Annotated in this window: 16 protein-coding genes; 4 read left to right on the top strand and 12 right to left on the bottom strand. The window is 62.6% G+C overall.

Annotation, left to right across the window (positions count from 1 at the left end; translation table 11 throughout):
- Positions 1-160: 160 nt before the first annotated feature.
- The 11 genes from pcaG to BLQ70_RS18855 form a co-directional block, all read right to left on the bottom strand.
- Positions 161-877, bottom strand: a complete 717-nt coding sequence (pcaG, locus tag BLQ70_RS18905) for a protocatechuate 3,4-dioxygenase subunit alpha (protein WP_170843466.1) — start codon at positions 875-877, stop codon at positions 161-163.
- Positions 861-1,580: a protocatechuate 3,4-dioxygenase subunit beta gene (pcaH, locus tag BLQ70_RS18900; protein WP_091859825.1), complete on the bottom strand. Its 720-nt coding sequence runs from the start codon at positions 1,578-1,580 to the stop codon at positions 861-863. The genes pcaG and pcaH overlap by 17 nt, the downstream gene beginning before the upstream one ends.
- A 15-nt stretch (positions 1,581-1,595) precedes the next feature.
- Entirely contained in the window at positions 1,596-3,503 is a 1,908-nt protein-coding gene (locus BLQ70_RS18895) for a bifunctional sugar phosphate isomerase/epimerase/4-hydroxyphenylpyruvate dioxygenase family protein (protein ID WP_091859822.1), read from the bottom strand.
- A gap of 61 nt (positions 3,504-3,564) precedes the next feature.
- Positions 3,565-4,551: an aldo/keto reductase gene (locus tag BLQ70_RS18890; protein WP_091859819.1), complete on the bottom strand. Its 987-nt coding sequence runs from the start codon at positions 4,549-4,551 to the stop codon at positions 3,565-3,567.
- Between the two features lie 16 nt (positions 4,552-4,567).
- Positions 4,568-6,109 carry an acyl CoA:acetate/3-ketoacid CoA transferase gene (locus BLQ70_RS18885; RefSeq protein WP_091859816.1) on the bottom strand — a complete coding sequence of 514 codons (1,542 nt, stop codon included), beginning with the start codon at positions 6,107-6,109 and terminating at the stop codon, positions 4,568-4,570.
- Positions 6,109-6,576: a MaoC family dehydratase gene (locus tag BLQ70_RS18880; RefSeq protein ID WP_091859814.1), complete on the bottom strand. Its 468-nt coding sequence runs from the start codon at positions 6,574-6,576 to the stop codon at positions 6,109-6,111. Before BLQ70_RS18880 ends, BLQ70_RS18885 begins: the two co-directional genes overlap by 1 nt.
- Before the next feature lie 54 nt (positions 6,577-6,630).
- Positions 6,631-7,401 carry an amino acid ABC transporter ATP-binding protein gene (locus BLQ70_RS18875; protein WP_139163584.1) on the bottom strand — a complete coding sequence of 257 codons (771 nt, stop codon included), beginning with the start codon at positions 7,399-7,401 and terminating at the stop codon, positions 6,631-6,633.
- 51 nt (positions 7,402-7,452) lie between these two features.
- Positions 7,453-8,298, bottom strand: a complete 846-nt coding sequence (locus BLQ70_RS18870) for a transporter substrate-binding domain-containing protein (protein WP_170843465.1) — start codon at positions 8,296-8,298, stop codon at positions 7,453-7,455.
- Between the two features lie 36 nt (positions 8,299-8,334).
- Complete coding sequence (locus BLQ70_RS18865; RefSeq protein WP_061971527.1) at positions 8,335-8,985, bottom strand: amino acid ABC transporter permease; 651 nt, start codon at positions 8,983-8,985, stop codon at positions 8,335-8,337.
- A gap of 7 nt (positions 8,986-8,992) precedes the next feature.
- Entirely contained in the window at positions 8,993-9,661 is a 669-nt protein-coding gene (locus BLQ70_RS18860; protein WP_061971528.1) for an amino acid ABC transporter permease, read from the bottom strand.
- Positions 9,662-9,703: 42 nt separating this feature from the next.
- Positions 9,704-10,495: a shikimate dehydrogenase family protein gene (locus BLQ70_RS18855; protein WP_091860711.1), complete on the bottom strand. Its 792-nt coding sequence runs from the start codon at positions 10,493-10,495 to the stop codon at positions 9,704-9,706.
- A gap of 155 nt (positions 10,496-10,650) precedes the next feature.
- Here BLQ70_RS18855 and BLQ70_RS18850 point away from each other — a divergent pair, with 155 nt between their 5' ends.
- The 4 genes from BLQ70_RS18850 to BLQ70_RS18835 all read left to right on the top strand — a co-directional run bounded on the left by BLQ70_RS18850 (position 10,651) and on the right by BLQ70_RS18835 (position 14,245).
- A complete protein-coding gene (locus BLQ70_RS18850) occupies positions 10,651-11,424 on the top strand; it encodes an IclR family transcriptional regulator (RefSeq protein WP_061971531.1) in 774 nt (257 codons plus the stop codon).
- Positions 11,425-11,452: 28 nt separating this feature from the next.
- Positions 11,453-12,199 carry an IclR family transcriptional regulator gene (locus BLQ70_RS18845; protein WP_162260153.1) on the top strand — a complete coding sequence of 249 codons (747 nt, stop codon included), beginning with the start codon at positions 11,453-11,455 and terminating at the stop codon, positions 12,197-12,199.
- A gap of 284 nt (positions 12,200-12,483) precedes the next feature.
- On the top strand, positions 12,484-13,359 hold the full coding sequence (locus tag BLQ70_RS18840) for an alpha/beta fold hydrolase (RefSeq protein WP_091859808.1): 876 nt from the start codon (positions 12,484-12,486) through the stop codon (positions 13,357-13,359).
- Positions 13,360-13,393: 34 nt separating this feature from the next.
- Positions 13,394-14,245 (top strand): alpha/beta fold hydrolase, encoded by an 852-nt coding sequence (locus tag BLQ70_RS18835; protein ID WP_061971538.1) that lies wholly within the window; start codon positions 13,394-13,396, stop codon positions 14,243-14,245.
- Between the two features lie 265 nt (positions 14,246-14,510).
- On the opposite strand, the gene BLQ70_RS18825 is transcribed toward BLQ70_RS18835, so the two are convergent.
- Positions 14,511-14,837, bottom strand: a 327-nt coding sequence (locus BLQ70_RS18825; RefSeq protein WP_280140827.1) for a CoA-transferase, incomplete at its 5' end; no start/stop codon positions are given.

Raw genomic sequence — 14,837 nt, 5'->3', positions numbered from 1 at the left:
GCGACGCACCGCGAATGCCGAGACCACGTTTACGGCGAAAGTGGCGCGTTACGACCTGACCAGGCTCAGCGGCGTCGAGCTGGAGCGGCTGGTGACCGGCTATTTCCGGGATGCGGTCGAGCCGGCGGCAGCAAACCCTCCGCTCGACAGTGAGGATCACCTACAGATCGAAGAACACCGTCTCGTTTTCGCCGGCGAGGTTGATGTCGAGCCACCAGGTTCCGTCCGGCTTGCGCTGGGCGATCAGGGTGTGCCTGCGCGGCTCGGGGACGAGGGCGAGGATCGGGTCGGTCTCGTTGCCCTCGCCGTCGGCGAAATAGAGCCTTGTCGGCAGGCGCTTCAGCAGGCCGCGGCCGAAGACCGAGAGCGCGATATGCGGCGCCTGCAGGCTGTTGCCGGGGCCGGGCACGCGGCCGGGGCGGATCGTGCGGAAACGGTAGACGCCGGACTTGTCGGTCGAGGCGCGGCCGAAGCCGACGAAATGCCGGTCGAGCACCACATCGGCGCGATTATCGTCCGGGCTGGCATAGCGGCCGTTCGCGTTCGCCTGCCAGATCTCGATCATTGCGTCCTCGATCGGCTTGCCGTCGGCATCGTAGACGCAGCCGGCGAGCGCGATGACCTCGCCCTCGGGTTGACCTGAGACGTTCGAGCCCGAGAGCAGGAAATGCTCCGGCGGCATCAGGTCGGGCCGCGCGCCCATCTCGGAGCGCTCGACCAGATCGGCGCCGCCCTTCCAGGGCAGGCCGTAATGGAAATAGGGGCCGACCGTCTGCCACGGCGTCTGGCCGAAGATCGACGGGTCCTGGCTGTCCTGCCGCGGCGCGGCGTTGCGGGTTTCCAAATCCCCGCCGGAAGAGTCAGTGGTCGTCGTCATGGTCGTCCTCGAACGGCGTCTGGTCGCGGCCCTTGAGCACGATGTCGAAGACATAGCCCAGCGCCCAGTTCGGCACGGTGGTGCCGATATCGAAGCGCGAGACCATGCGCTGGCGATAGGGCATCGGCACGGCATTCGCGATCGGGTCGATCTCGATCAACGGATCGTCGGGGAAATACATCTGCGTGACCAGCCGCGTCGCGAAGGCCGGGCCTAATAGCGAGAGATGGATATGGGCCGGGCGCCAGGCGTTCTTGTGGTTGCCCCAGGGATAGGCGCCGGGCCGGATCGTGACATAGCGATAGCGGCCCTGCTCATCGGTGATGGCACGGCCGACGCCGGTGAAATTCGGGTCGAGCGGCGCCGGCCAGTCGTCCTTGGCGTGGATGTAGCGGCCGGCGGCATTGGCCTGCCAGATCTCGACGACGGTGTTGGGCACGGGCCTTCCGTCCTCATCGAGCACGCGGCCGGTCACGACGATGCGCTGGCCCTGCGGCTCGGCCTTGTGCTGGGTGGTGAGGTCGGCCATCGCCGGCCCCATCAGGCGCGACCAGTCGGTCGGCCCGGTGACCTCGGTCAGCGTCTGCGGGATCGCGATCGGGGCCTGGCGCGGGCTGCGCGCCACGGTCGAGCGGTAATCCGGCGAGAGCGAGGCCGGCTGCCCGGCATCGAGCCCTGCATAGGGAAGGATCAGGCTGCTCATGCGGCTTATCTCTCCTCAACCATGGCTCGGCGCGGGAACGCCGATCGGACGCGCGAGCCTGGACTGCGCGGTGAGCCGGATGCCGGCATTGGCCGCGCCATAGCCGGCATTGCCATCGCGCTGGACGATCTCGAAGAACAGCCCGCCATCCAGGGTCTGCGTATAGGCCTGACGGAAGGCACCGCCGGCATCGCTGTCATGGAGGATGTTCAGCGCCTTCATCGCGTCGATCTCCTCGCCCGTCAGGTCCGAGCGGGCTTCGAGGTCGTCATAGTAGTTCTCGGGAATGGGTAGCATGGCGACGCCATTGGCAGCCAGCCGCTTGACGGTCGCGGCGATGTCGTCGGTCGCGAAGGCGATATGCTGCACGCCGGAGCCGAAGAAATCGGTGATGAAGCGGGCCGAGAGCGTGCGGTGGCTCTGCGAGCCGTTGAGGATGAGCCTGAGGCCATGGCCGTTCCTGCCGTCGAGCCCGCTCTCGATCACCTGGCTCTGGACCACGCCGCCGGGATCGAGCACGGCCTGGCTCGGCGTCTTCCGCGTCTCGAACAGCGAGGAATAGAACAGAAGCCAGGTCAGCATCTCCTCGTACTGCATGCTCTGCGAGACATGGTCGACGCCGGTGAGCCCGGCATCGTCCGAGGCCTCGCCCGTCGCTTCGAAATCGACCTCGGCCCAGCGGCCGAGCGCCGAAGCCTGGTCGAGGAAATAGAGCAGGCTGCCGCCGAGCCCGCGCACGGCGGGGATGTCGAGCTCGTCCGGCCCGATCGCGCCGGCATGGGGCACGTCGAGCAGGGCCTTGGCGCGCGCGATCGCGGCCTGCGCATCCGGCACGCGCAGCGCCAGCGCGCAGACCGAGGTACCGTGCGTGATCTGGTAGCTATGGGCGAAGCCGTCGGCCTCGCTGTTCAGGACGATGCGGATATCGCCCTGGCGCCAGAGATCGACATCCTTGGAGCGGTGCGCGCCGGTGCGTGCGAAGCCGAGCGCGCGCAGCAGCTTCTCGAAACCGGGCCGTTCGGCCTCCGACACCGTGAACTCGATGAACTCGACCGCCTCGACCGGGGCCGGCGGCGGCATCGGCACCGCGCCGGGCACCGGCTTGCCGACCTGCCGGGCGGTCTCGTCGAGCAGCCAGATCAGCGAGCGATGACCGTCGAGCGCGACGGAACGCGCGGAACCGGCGCGGAAGCGATCGTTGAAGATCTCCAGCGAGAGCACGCCGTCATAGCCGGTCGCGGTCAGCGCCCGCATGAAGCCGGAGAGATCGAGGTCGCCCTGGCCCGGCAGGCAGCGCCAGTGCCGGCTCCAGGAGAGCGGGTCCATCTGCAGCAGCGGGGCATCGGCCATCTGCACCATCTCGATCTTGTCGCGCGGGATCGTGCCGATCGCCGCAAGATCGAGGCCGCGCGCCAGGATGTGGAAGGAATCGAGGATGATCCCGACCTCCGGCCGGTTGGCGCGCCGCACGATCTCCCAGGCGTCGCGATAGTCGAAGACATGCCGGCCCCAGGCCAGCGCCTCGTAACCGACGCGAAGACCCCGCCGGCCCGCCCGCTCCCCGAGCTCGGCGAAATCGGCGGCGAGCCTGTCGATACCCGGCAAGGCTTCCGGCGAGACGCTTGAGCAGACGAAGAGCAGGTCGGTGCCGATTTCCTGCAAGAGATCGAACTTGCGTTCGGCCCGGTCGAAGACGCGCTGGCGGCGCCCCTCCGGCATGCCCTCGAAATCGCGGAAGGGCTGGCAGGTCACGATGCTCAGGCCGAGATCGGCGCAGATGCGCCGGACTTCCGCCGGCGAGCCGGGGAAGGCGATCAGGTCGTTCTCGAATATCTCCACCGCCGTGAAGCCGGCGGCGGCGATGGCCTCGAGCTTCTCCTGAAGCGTGCCCGAAACGCACACGGTGGCGATCGACGGTAACATGGTTGTCCTTCCCGAACTGGCACATCGTTGCCCGCCGCAGTTCCGGGCAGGGCTATCGCTTTCACACGAAGGCGGAGACCTGATGCGGCGCGTAAGGCTCCTCCAGTGAAGCGATTTCATCATCCGGAAGTTTGAGCTGAAGCGCGGCGAGGGCATCATCGAGCTGCGCCATCTTGGTCGCACCGACCAGAGGTGCCGACACACCCTCCTTCTGCAGCAGCCAGGCGAGAGCCACCTGAGCGCGTGGTGCGCCAAGACGCTCTGCGACTTCCCCAACGCGTTGGACTACCAAACGGTCGGCATCCTTGGCCTTGTCGTAGAAGCCCTTACCCACTTCGTCCGTCGCGGCGCGCGCGGTTGCCGGTTCGTCCTGCCAGGGACGCGTCAGACGGCCTCGCGCCAAGGGGGACCAAGGTACGATACCAACTCCCTCGGACCGGCATAGCGGCAGCATCTCACGCTCCTCCTCGCGGTAGAGAAGGTTGAGATGGTTCTGCATGGAGACGAAAGGCGCCCAGCCATGCTGGCGCTGGAGGCCGAGCGCCTTCATGAATTGCCAAGCGTGCATGGAAGACGCTCCTAGATAACGGGCCTTACCGACCCGAACCACGTCGCTCAGTGCCTCAAGCGTCTCCTCGATGGGCGTTTCATAGTCCCAGCGGTGAATTTGATAGAGATCGATGTAGTCGGTACCCAGACGCCTAAGGCTGGCATCGATCTCTGCGAAGATCGCCTTTCGCGATAGGCCATGACCGTTCGCGTCGGGACGCATAGGGCCATAGACCTTGGTGGCGATTACCACGGCTTCTCGTGTGGTGAAGTCGCGGATGGCGCGGCCGAGAACCTCCTCGCTAGCGCCATCGGAGTAGACATTCGCGGTGTCGAAGAAGTTGATGCCGGCTTCCAGTGCCTTGCGAATGAAGGGGCGCCCTTCATCCTCGTTCATCACCCAACTATGGTTGCCGCGCGTCGGATCTCCATAGCTCATGCAGCCTAGCGCGATACGCGAGACCTTCAAGCCGGTCCGGCCTAGATTCCGATATTCCATACTATCCTCGCGCGGCTCAGAGGCCGGATAATTCCGAGAAAATTGCGCTTTCCATGACCTGAGGATCGCGCGGGATGAGGGGCATGAAATCCATCCGTTCGAGGATGTCGCGGCGGATGTCGACGCCAGGCGCGACTTCGCTCAAAACGAGGCCCTCATTCTCCAGATTGAACACTGCCCGCTCGGTTACGAACACCGCCTTATGGCCGCGCTTGAGCGCCTGCTTGCCTGAATATGTAATCTGCTCGACCTTGCTGACGAGCTTTCGCACCGAGCCGTGCTGCGCAATTGCGAGCTTGCCGCCGCCGACCTCCAATCTGCTGCCCTTGGTGTCGAAGGTGCCGCAGAACACGACCTTCTTGGCATTCTGAGCGATGTCCATGAAGCCGCCGGGACCGACGGTCAGCCCGCCGAGCTTCGAGACGTTGACGTCGCCGGCCTCATCCAACTCGCCAAAGCCGAGGAATGCGGTGTCGAGACCGCCGCCGGCGTAGAAATCGAACTGGGACGGCCCGTCGATCATGGCCGAGGCGCTGCGGGCAAAGCCGAAGAGCAGGCCAACCAGCAGTGCGCCGCCATAAGTCCCGTGCTCGATGGTCTGGTAATAGCGCCCGACTTCGCCGCGCTCGGCGACCATCTTGGCAACACCCTCGCCAATGCCAACGCCGAAATTGATCACGTCGCCTTCGGTCAGCTCTTGATAGGCGCGGCGCGCGATCAGAGAGCGGATGTTGAGCGGCTCGGGCGGATCGAGCGGCGTCGGGCCGCGGCGCTCGCCGGAGATGAGCGGGTCGTAAGGCAGGTCGTAGCTCATGCGCTGGTCGGGATCGACCACGACGGCATCGACGATGGCTCCGGGGACTCGGACCGAGCGCGCCGGAAGCGAATTTACATCGACCGCCGTACGAACCTGCGCGATGACGATGCCGCCGGAATTATGGGCCGCGAGAGCCGCGGCATAGACATCCACATTCGCCGCTTCCTGATCCAGACTGATATTGCCGGCTGCATCGCCGAAGGAACCGCGGATGATCGCGACGTTGATCGGGAAGGATTTGTACCAAAGCAGTTCCTGTCCGCCGAGGTTGACGACTTCGACCAAGTCTTCTTTCGCAGAGGCATTCATCTTTCCGCCCTGGTGGCGCGGGTCGACAAAGGTGCCAAGACCGACATGGGTGAACAGGCCCGGCCGCTGCCCGCCGATCTCGCGATACAGCTGCATCACGCAGCCGCTCGGCAGGACATAGGCCTCAATCTTCTCGTCGCGCGCCATCTCCTGCATCTTCGGCGACCAGACCCAATGGCCGCCGATGACGCGCTTCACCAGCCCCTCATGGGCGAAGTGGTTCATGCCCTCGGTCTTCTTGTCGCCGATCCCGAGTGCGTGCAGCACGGTGAGATTGCGCGGGTAGCCGGTCGAGAGGAAACGGCGCGAGACGGCGCGGAAAGTATGCGTCGCCTCCATCAGGCCGCCACCGCCTCCGATCAACGCGACGGTATCGCTGTCCTTGATCAGCGCGACGGCCTGGTCAGCCGTCATGAACTTGTCGCGGGCCATCAGATGGCCTCCGCCGGCGCTGCGTCCGGCTTGCGTGGCACCATCAGCCGGTGTTCGCCTTCCTGAACCACCTCGCCATGCTGGTTGAGGAGCTCGATGGCGATGGTCAGGATGCCCATATCGCTGCGGCTCCTGGGGATACGCATATCCGCGATCCTGAACTTGACCTGCAATGTGTCGCCGATCCGGATCGGCCGCTTGAAGTTCCAAGTCCAGCCGAGGGCGATGCCGTCATGGAAGAAGCCTGACTGCACCTTCATGCCATCGGTCAGGGACAGCCCCATCAACCCGTGCGCGATGCGGCTCCCGAAAACTGTCGATTGGGCATAAATCTCGTCCATATGGATCGGGGAGAAGTCACCGGCGACGCCGGCGTAAGCCAGAACATGCCCTTCGGTTACGGTGACGCGCGGAGTCAGCCGCTCGTCGCCAATCTGAATTTCTTCGTAGAATTTGCCCGGAAGCATGATGGCTTGATCCTTTGGATTTCATTCCGAGGCGGGTGCTTTGCCGCCACCTGCTCAGTGCAGGAGCTGCCCGAGGAAGGCCTGGGTGCGCGGGTTTTGCGGGTTGGCGAAGAAGGGCTCCGGCTTGCCGATCTCGATGATCTCGCCGCGGTCCATGAAGATCACGCGATCCGCGACCTTGCGGGCAAAGCCCATTTCGTGTGTCACACACAGCATGGTCATGCCCTCGTCGGCGAGGCTGACCATCGTGTCGAGCACCTCCTTGACCATTTCGGGGTCCAAGGCGGAGGTTGGCTCGTCGAAGAGCATGAGCTTCGGCGTCATGCACAAGGCCCGCGCGATGGCCACACGCTGTTGCTGACCGCCGGATAGCTGGGCTGGGTATTTCTCGGCCTGATCACCAATGCGAACGCGCGTGAGAAAGCGCATCGCGAGCTCCTGGGCGTCCCTCTTCGACGTCCCGCGAACCTTCATCGGCGCCAGCATGCAGTTCTCTTTCACCGTGAGGTGCGGAAAGAGATTGAACTGCTGAAAGACCATGCCGACCTCGGCGCGGACGGCGTCAATGTTCTTCTGCCCCGCACCAAGGTCGTAACCATCGACGACGAGCCGGCCTTCCTGGTAGCGCTCAAGGCTATTGATGCAGCGGATCAGCGTCGACTTTCCCGACCCGGAAGGCCCGCAGATCACGATGCGTTCGCCGCGCGCGACCGTCAGCGCGATGTCCTTCAGGACTTGGAATGTGCCGAACCACTTCTGAACCCCGCTGATGTCTACGATGGGGGGGTGAGTGGAATTATCCGCGCGGAGTTGCTGGTCTGACATGTGTGTGCTCATGGGAAAGAGGCGGGCGGCGCAATGCCGCCCGCGCGCCAGTTACTGCACCACCGAAATCGGTAGGGCGGCCTCGCCCTCACCAGTCGTGGGCATCTGAGCGAGCTCGCCGCCGATCCACTTCTTGTAGAGGGCTGGCAATTCGCCGCTCGCGAGCTTCCGGGCAACGAAATCGCTGAGGTAACCGGCCCATTCCCGCGACGCCGGTCGCACCGCGAAGGCGTTGTAGGCGCGGGCAACGACGAATTTCTGCTCAAACTTTCCTGGTCCGGCGACCTGAGCGATATTCGGCACCTGCGTCGCGGCGCCGCCAATCATGTCGACCTGTCCCGCAATAAGCGCCTGGACGGTTGCAGCATCGTCGTCGAAGCGCTGGATGGTCGCGCCGGCCGGCGCCGCCTTCGTGATGGCGATGTCCTGTGGTGTGCCGCGCGGAACGCCGACACGCACGCCCTTCAGGTCGTTCCATCCCTTGATGTCGGCACCAACCTTGCCAATGTAGATTGTGTCGTTGGTGGTGTAGGGCCGCGCGAACAGCACGACCTTCTGGCGGTCGGCGAAGATGCCCATCACAGCGGCCAAAACGTCGACCTGGCCAGTGAGCAGCGCCGCGACGCGATTGCTCGATGTAACCGGAGTGACTTCGGCCTTCACGCCGAGGTCCTTGGCCAGCATCTCACCAAGCTCGATGTCGAAGCCGGTGAGCTTGCCGGAGGCATCGCTGAAGCCCCAGGGGACCTGGGAGACCTGCGATCCGATCTTAAGCACGCCCCCTTTTTTGATCGAGTCGACCGTCTGTGCGGCCGCAGCGCCGGCGACAGCAGAAGTTGCGAGGACGAACATGGCCGAAGCCACTGCGGTGCGACGGAATGATTCAACCCACTTCATAGGCATTTTCCTCCAGTTGGTCTTTTGGTGTGGTCTTCAGGATTTCACGGCGAAGCGCTTCTCGAGGCGCATGCTCAGGCGTGAAAGCGGGAAGCAGAGAAGGAAGTAGACGATTGCGGCGCAGCCGTAGGCGAGCAGCGGTTTGTACGTCGCGCTGGCGATGATCTGAGCAGCGCGCGAGAGCTCGACGAAGCCGATAATCGCCGCGAGTGAGGTGCCCTTGATCAGCTGCACCATGAAGCCCACCGTCGGCGCCACTGAGATCCGCATGGCTTGTGGCAGGACGACGTTGCGCATCCGAGAGACGTAGCTCAGGCCCAGCGCATAGGCGGCTTCGCTTTGTCCGCGCGGCACGGCTTGGATGCTGCCACGCCAGACCTCGCCGAGGAATGCACTGGCATGCAAGGTGAAGCCGATGGTCACCGCGACCCAAGGGTTCACCTTGTACCCGAGAACCGGCAATCCATAGAACACCAGGAACAGCTGCATGAGCAGCGGCGTGCCTTGAAAGAAATCGATGTAGAAGCCGGCACAGCGGCGCAGCCAAGCGCGCTCCGAAGTGCGCATCAATGCGATCGCCAGCCCGACGACTCCGCCCCCCGCGAAGGCGATAAGCGATAGGAGAATTGTCGACTGAACGCCCGACAGGATGGCGAGTGCTTCCGACAGACCGAATTCTCTGATCATGCCGCCCTCACTTCACGGGATAAGAGAAATAGAGACGGTCGATCAGCTTGAACAACGTTGCGAAGGCGAACGACATCGTGAGGTAGAGGATCGTTGCAACGATGTAGATTTCGAAGCTTCGGAACGTCATCGTGTCGATCGACTGGGCGATCGAAGTGAGCTCCTCGGCAGAAATCGACGAGACAATGCTGGTCGTGAGGAGCGTCAGGACAAACTGGCCGGATAATGCTGGGAAAATGATCCGCAGGGCCGGCTTCAAGATGATATGGCGGAAGATTTGCAGCGGCTTCAGGCCGAGGGCGGTGCCGGCCTCATACTGTCCGCGCGCAATAGCATCGATTCCACCACGAATAACCTCCGCCGAAAACGCTCCGCAATTGAGGCTCAGCGCCAAGATGGCTGCGCTCCAGGGCTGAAAGCTGATGCCGAGAGCCGGCAGGCCAAAAAAGATGAAGAAGACCTGCACCAGGAACGGCGTGTTCCGGATGATCTCGACATAGGTGCTGGCCGCGATCCGAGCCGCTGCGAAGCGGCTTTGCTTGGCGAGTGCGGTCAGGATTCCGATCACGAGCCCCGCCGAGATCGAGATGGCCGACAGCAGGACTGTCAGCCAGCAACCTCGCAGCAATTGCTCCCAGTACGGAAGTAGGACTGAAAAATCGAACTGATACGTCAAGGTTTCCTCCAGGCGCCCTGGTCTTCTGCCAAGGTCGTTGGTTCAGGGAATCCGGAAAAACTCCCGGTAAAGAGGGATCTGCTCGCTCAGCATGGGAAGCCCCGGGTGCGTGGCGAAACCCTGCGCAGCGGCCTCACGGAGAAGGCGCGTTTCGGCTGGCTTCATGATGATGTCGGCGACAAGGCATTCGGAACGCAGATCATTCAGCTCGAAAGGCAGTGGATCATTGCCGCCCAAACCGAGCGGCGTTGCGTTCACCACCACATCGCTTGCTGCATCGGGAACATCCGCGACCTGAGCAAGCCCGGGCCACCTCTCGCCGAGGCGGCTCGCGAGCGCTTCCGCACTTGCGCGGTCTATGTCGACGATCGTGACGCTCGCGGCCTGCGCCCGAAGGATGGCGGCCGCGATCGAGACACCCGCCCCGCCGGCGCCAACAACCGTGAAACGCTTGCCCGCAATCGAGCGGTCAGCCCGCTCCAGCCCGCGTACGAAGCCCTCGCCGTCGAAGTTATCTCCGAACCACGTGCCGTCAGCCTCGCGCCGCATGGCGTTGACCGCCCCTGCCAGCCGAGCGGTGCCGCTCAACATGTCCGCCTGATCGTGGACGCTGCGCTTATGAGGGACGGTGACGAGGAGCCCGTCGAGGTTGTTGATCTGTTTCAGCCCATTGACGACTGCCGCCAACGACCGTGCTGATACCTCCACAGGGATCAGCACTGCGTCCACGCCCCGCTCAACAAAGAGCTGGTTCATCATCGCCGGCGCCATGACTTGGGCGACAGGGTCGCCAAGCACAGCGAAAAGTCGCGTTCTGCCGCTGATCGCCTTCAACGCGGAAGGCTCGCTGGTCGGGAGAAGGGCATCTGCCAAGCGTGAGGTCCGTCAAGAAAATGGAATTCGTTCCATAAATCTCATAATTCCACATTCGTCAAGAACAGTGACACTCCGTTCCAAATCGAATAGGGTCCAATTGGAACGGAGGCACCATGGATCGGGCGATTGCGATCATCGACTTGTTGTCGCGCCACGCTGGCGGGCTGCCGCTCATGGCTGTGGCCGACACTTTGGCCATCCCTCGAAGTGCCACGCACCGCCTTCTCGCGGACCTCAAAGACGAAGGTTACGTCCGCCAAGAGTTCGATGGCGGGGCCTACCGCCTAACCGCAAAGATCGTGGCCCTTGGCTTCAGTCATCTGGCGTCCACCGGTATTACCACCAGGATCCAGCCGCTCCTCGACGGGCTCGCTGACAAGACCGGCGAACTGGTTACGCTGGCCGTCATCCATGACCGAAAACTCATCCGCGTCGCGAAGGCACAGGGCGCGAGGCGTGGGCTTCTGTACAACCCCGACGAAGGAGCCGAGGTCTATCTGGCCGCAACCTCGAACGGCCATGCTTGGCTTTCATGCCTTGACGAGGACGAGGTGTTGCAGCTCGCTGCCAAGCAGGGATTGAAGCGTGAGGGGTATGGACCGAACGCGCCACGATCCATGCGAGACCTGTTGATCTTTGTCGATGCCGCGCGTGAACTCGGCTATGCTAAAATCTTCGAAACCTACGAGCCGGGAACTTCCGCGATCGCCGTCGCCATCTTCGACGAAGCGACACAACGCCCTATCGGCACAATCAGTGTCGCCGGGCCTGTCATACGCATGACTAGCGAAGCAATGGATCAGATCCTGCCCTCCCTGCGCGGCGCAGCCAGCGCCATCGCCAAGGCCGGCACAGGACTACCCATTTTCTCCGAACCGGCGCATTGACATGTCTAGCCGTATCCGAGCCTTAGGAATGCTCGAAACATTGGCGCAATGTCCCGCCGGCTTGCCATTGCGAGACCTCGCCCACAGATTAAAAATACCGGCGGCAGCTGCTGAACGAGCCGTTCAGGGCCTGGTCGATGGTGGCTTCCTCTTTCGCTCGGCGGACGGCACCGTGAATTTGAGCGTAAAGCTCGCTGCTCTCGGCTTGGCCTATCTCGGCACCAGCGGCATAACCGACCTTGTTCAGCCGATTCTCGATGACCTCGCCAAACGAACAGGAGAATTGGTGCGGCTGGCCGTCGTCGAAAGTGATCATTTGACCTGGGTAGCCAAATCTCAAAGCACGCAAAGCGGCCTGTTCTATGTCCCGCACACCGAGCCGGAAGTTTATCTTGCGGCCACAGCCAATGGTCAGGCCTGGTTAGCGAACCTCAGCGACGAGCAAGTGAAAATTGTCGTCGAGAAACAGGGGCTGCATCGATCTGGACTCGGTCCCAACGCTCCGGCCACCATCGAGCAGCTGCTTACGCAGATCGAGCGGACGCGCCAGCTCGGATATGCGTGCGTGACGGAGGCTTACGAGATAGGCACATCTGCAATGGCTACCGCGATCCGCAAGCGCGGTGTGGGAACCCCTGTCGGCACGATCAGTGTAGCAGGTCCGACCATTCGAATGACGCCTGCTCGCATGACAGAAATTGCGCCCTGGCTACTTGCCAGCGCCGACGAACTCGGCGCAGCGGCTGCTTCATCCCCCTTGTTCAGCCTTACCTGATACCGACCGGGATGGCGCTTGACGTCCGCTTGCGTGCGGATGCGCTAGCTCGCTCTTAAATTCTCAACGTGCTCGTTTGTGGTCGGCTCCGATGAGCAGACCGGGCCGTTACGGCGTCGCGTCATTCGGCCCCGAATGACGCGTTTTCGCCGCCGTGACCACTCTCCCCATATGTTGGCGTCCTAGCCGATTGTTCTCATCCATGAACTCGATATAATCTTGTTTGCATGCAGGAACGAATTATGCGGTACTGCGCCCGGCTGAGCTGAAATGAGATTGGGGTAATGGGCCACGCTGCGGAGACCCTCGGTTCTGTTCGCACCCGTGATATGCGCTTTGCCTACACGCGCGTGGGCCAAGGCACTCCGATCCTGTTGCTTCACGGATGGCCACAGACGTCGTTCGCCTGGCGAAAAATCATGCCACTTCTCTGCAATGAGCACGACGTAATCGCGCCCGATCTGCCAGGCTTCGGTTACTCATCGAAGCCGGATAGCGGGTTCGACAAGAAGACGGTCTCCGCGCGTCTAAGAGAATTTGTTCAATCACTCGGTTTGTCGCGCATCGCTATTGCCGGTCATGACTTGGGAGGACACGTCGCCTTTGCGTACGCTGCCCAGTGGCCGGACGAAGTGAGCCATCTCGTGTTCATTGAGAGCAGCCTCCCTGCCTTTGGCCAAGAAGCGGGCATGGATGTTGCCAGAGGTGGGAGCTGGCATTTCGGCTTCAACATGGCAGGCGACATCTCGGAAGAGCTGGTCAGGGGGCGAGAGTTTCTGTTCGTCGACCATTTCATGCGGCGTGAGAAGGTCGGCTTGTTCGACGCAAATGCCGTCGGCTCTTCTGAAATCGAACACTATGCGCAGGCGCTCGCCAGGCCGGGTGCGCTGCGTAGCTCCTTCAGCTATTACCGAACCATACCGATTGATCGCGAAGACAATCGGGCGTGGGGGCAGACGCCTCTACAAATGCCGGTTCTCGCTGTGGGCGCCGACTGGGGATACGGCGATGCATCGTCGCGGACGATCCGCCAGGTCGCAAGCAATGTCGAAGATGTCCTGATCGAGCGATGTGGCCACTATCCGCCAGAGGAGAGGCCGCACGAGCTGGCCGCCGCAATCAAGCAATTTCTCGGGAGATCACGCACCGCAGGGGGCTGATCCAAGGCTGCGACTAGAACCTACGGAGGAGACCATGAGCACGAAGCTCGAAGGTTTCGAACATCGCATGGTGATGGCGGGTGAGGTTGGGCTTCACGCGGTCATTGGTGGATCGGGTTCGCCTGTCGTTCTTTTGCATGGGTTTCCCCAAACTTGGTGGGAATGGCACAAGGTCATGCCTGAACTCAGCAAGCACCACACGGTGATCGCGCTCGATTTGCGAGGTGCCGGTCATTCAGACAAGCCGCAAGCAGGGTATGACAAGGCTTCCATGGCGGCAGACGTACACGCCGCGATGAGATCGCTGGGCTTTGCCCGTTACGCCGTCTGTGGGCACGATATCGGAGCCATGGTTGCTCTTGCGTTGGCATTCCAGCACCGCGAGGCCTTGACGCGTCTCGCAATCCTGGACGCTCCGATGCCCGGCTGGAGTCAATGGGAAGCCAATTTCGCTGATCCAAAGGTGTGGCACTTCGCATTTCACATGCGACGGGATTTGCCGGAATTGCTGATCCAGGGGCGTGAGCTGACGTATGTCTCAACGTTCTTATCGGACAGAGCCTTCAACCACGGCGCATTCGAGCATCATGATATCGAGATTTTTGCTCGCGCTCTCGCGCAAGTCGGAAACACCCGCGGCGCACTCGAATGGTACCGTGCCTTTCCTCTGGATCACGCCAATGGTCTCGCCTGGAAAAAGGCGCCCTTGACGATCCCGGTTATGGCTCTGGGTGGGGAACACCGATATGGAGAAAAGATGATCCCCATGCTCAAGGAATTCGCTTCCAGCGTTGTAGGAGGATCCATCGCAGGTTGCGGCCATTGGGTGCCGGAAGAGCGGCCAGCGGAGACTGCCAAGAGGCTTCTCTCATTTTTTGAGACGTGACTCAGCTGGACATCCTCGCTCCGCGCTCGTCCGAGTACGCAAAAGCGCCAGAGTCCAAGCAGAGCGGCTTGTCAGCATTCGACAGCGGCTTTGCAATGTACATGCTTCTGAAGTTGAGACTTGTGGCTGCCAAGCAAATTCGGGCGGCTGCTCCGGCGATGCACTTGAGCTTCAATGCGAGCCCTTAGGCCGAAGAAGGTACACCGCGCCGGGCTGTGGGGCTTCATCCCCGTCGGTAACCTCGCACAGCTTTCTATAGAGCCGCTCACGCGGCCTTTGCGAGGCTTGGCGCGACGGTGAAGGGCGCGCCGGTCCTGGCCTTGACCTCGTCGAGCGTGACGCCCGGCGCGAGCTCGACCAGGGTCAGCCCGCCGCCGTTTTCCTTGGCGCAGCTCATCACGCAGAGATCGGTGACGATGAGGTCGACCACGCCAGCACCGGTCAGCGGCAAGGTGCAGCGCTCCAGCACCTTGGATTCGCCCGCCTTGTTGGCGTGTTCCATCACGACGATGACCTTCTTGACGCCGGCGACCAGATCCATCGCGCCGCCCATGCCCTTCACCATCTTGCCGGGGATGGTCCAGTTGGCGAT

It is taken from the genome of Allobosea robiniae (genome assembly GCF_900102525.1).
In the GTDB taxonomy this organism is placed as follows: Bacteria; Pseudomonadota; Alphaproteobacteria; order Rhizobiales; family Beijerinckiaceae; genus Allobosea; species Allobosea robiniae.
Note: the sequence above shows the minus strand (reverse complement) of the source record. Positions and strands in the feature narration are given on the sequence as shown.

Excerpts from the sequence above, each read along its gene's own strand:
- pcaG (WP_170843466.1), bottom strand. The coding sequence starts at position 877 with ATGACGACGACCACTGACTCTTCCGGCGGGGATTTGGAAACCCGCAAC.
- pcaH (WP_091859825.1), bottom strand. The coding sequence starts at position 1,580 with ATGAGCAGCCTGATCCTTCCCTATGCAGGGCTCGATGCCGGGCAGCCG.
- BLQ70_RS18895 (WP_091859822.1), bottom strand. The coding sequence starts at position 3,503 with ATGTTACCGTCGATCGCCACCGTGTGCGTTTCGGGCACGCTTCAGGAG.
- BLQ70_RS18890 (WP_091859819.1), bottom strand. The coding sequence starts at position 4,551 with ATGGAATATCGGAATCTAGGCCGGACCGGCTTGAAGGTCTCGCGTATC.
- BLQ70_RS18885 (WP_091859816.1), bottom strand. The coding sequence starts at position 6,109 with ATGGCCCGCGACAAGTTCATGACGGCTGACCAGGCCGTCGCGCTGATC.
- BLQ70_RS18880 (WP_091859814.1), bottom strand. The coding sequence starts at position 6,576 with ATGCTTCCGGGCAAATTCTACGAAGAAATTCAGATTGGCGACGAGCGG.
- BLQ70_RS18875 (WP_139163584.1), bottom strand. The coding sequence starts at position 7,401 with ATGTCAGACCAGCAACTCCGCGCGGATAATTCCACTCACCCCCCCATC.
- BLQ70_RS18870 (WP_170843465.1), bottom strand. The coding sequence starts at position 8,298 with ATGAAGTGGGTTGAATCATTCCGTCGCACCGCAGTGGCTTCGGCCATG.
- BLQ70_RS18865 (WP_061971527.1), bottom strand. The coding sequence starts at position 8,985 with ATGATCAGAGAATTCGGTCTGTCGGAAGCACTCGCCATCCTGTCGGGC.
- BLQ70_RS18850 (WP_061971531.1), top strand. The coding sequence starts at position 10,651 with ATGGATCGGGCGATTGCGATCATCGACTTGTTGTCGCGCCACGCTGGC.
- BLQ70_RS18845 (WP_162260153.1), top strand. The coding sequence starts at position 11,453 with ATGCTCGAAACATTGGCGCAATGTCCCGCCGGCTTGCCATTGCGAGAC.
- BLQ70_RS18840 (WP_091859808.1), top strand. The coding sequence starts at position 12,484 with ATGGGCCACGCTGCGGAGACCCTCGGTTCTGTTCGCACCCGTGATATG.
- BLQ70_RS18835 (WP_061971538.1), top strand. The coding sequence starts at position 13,394 with ATGAGCACGAAGCTCGAAGGTTTCGAACATCGCATGGTGATGGCGGGT.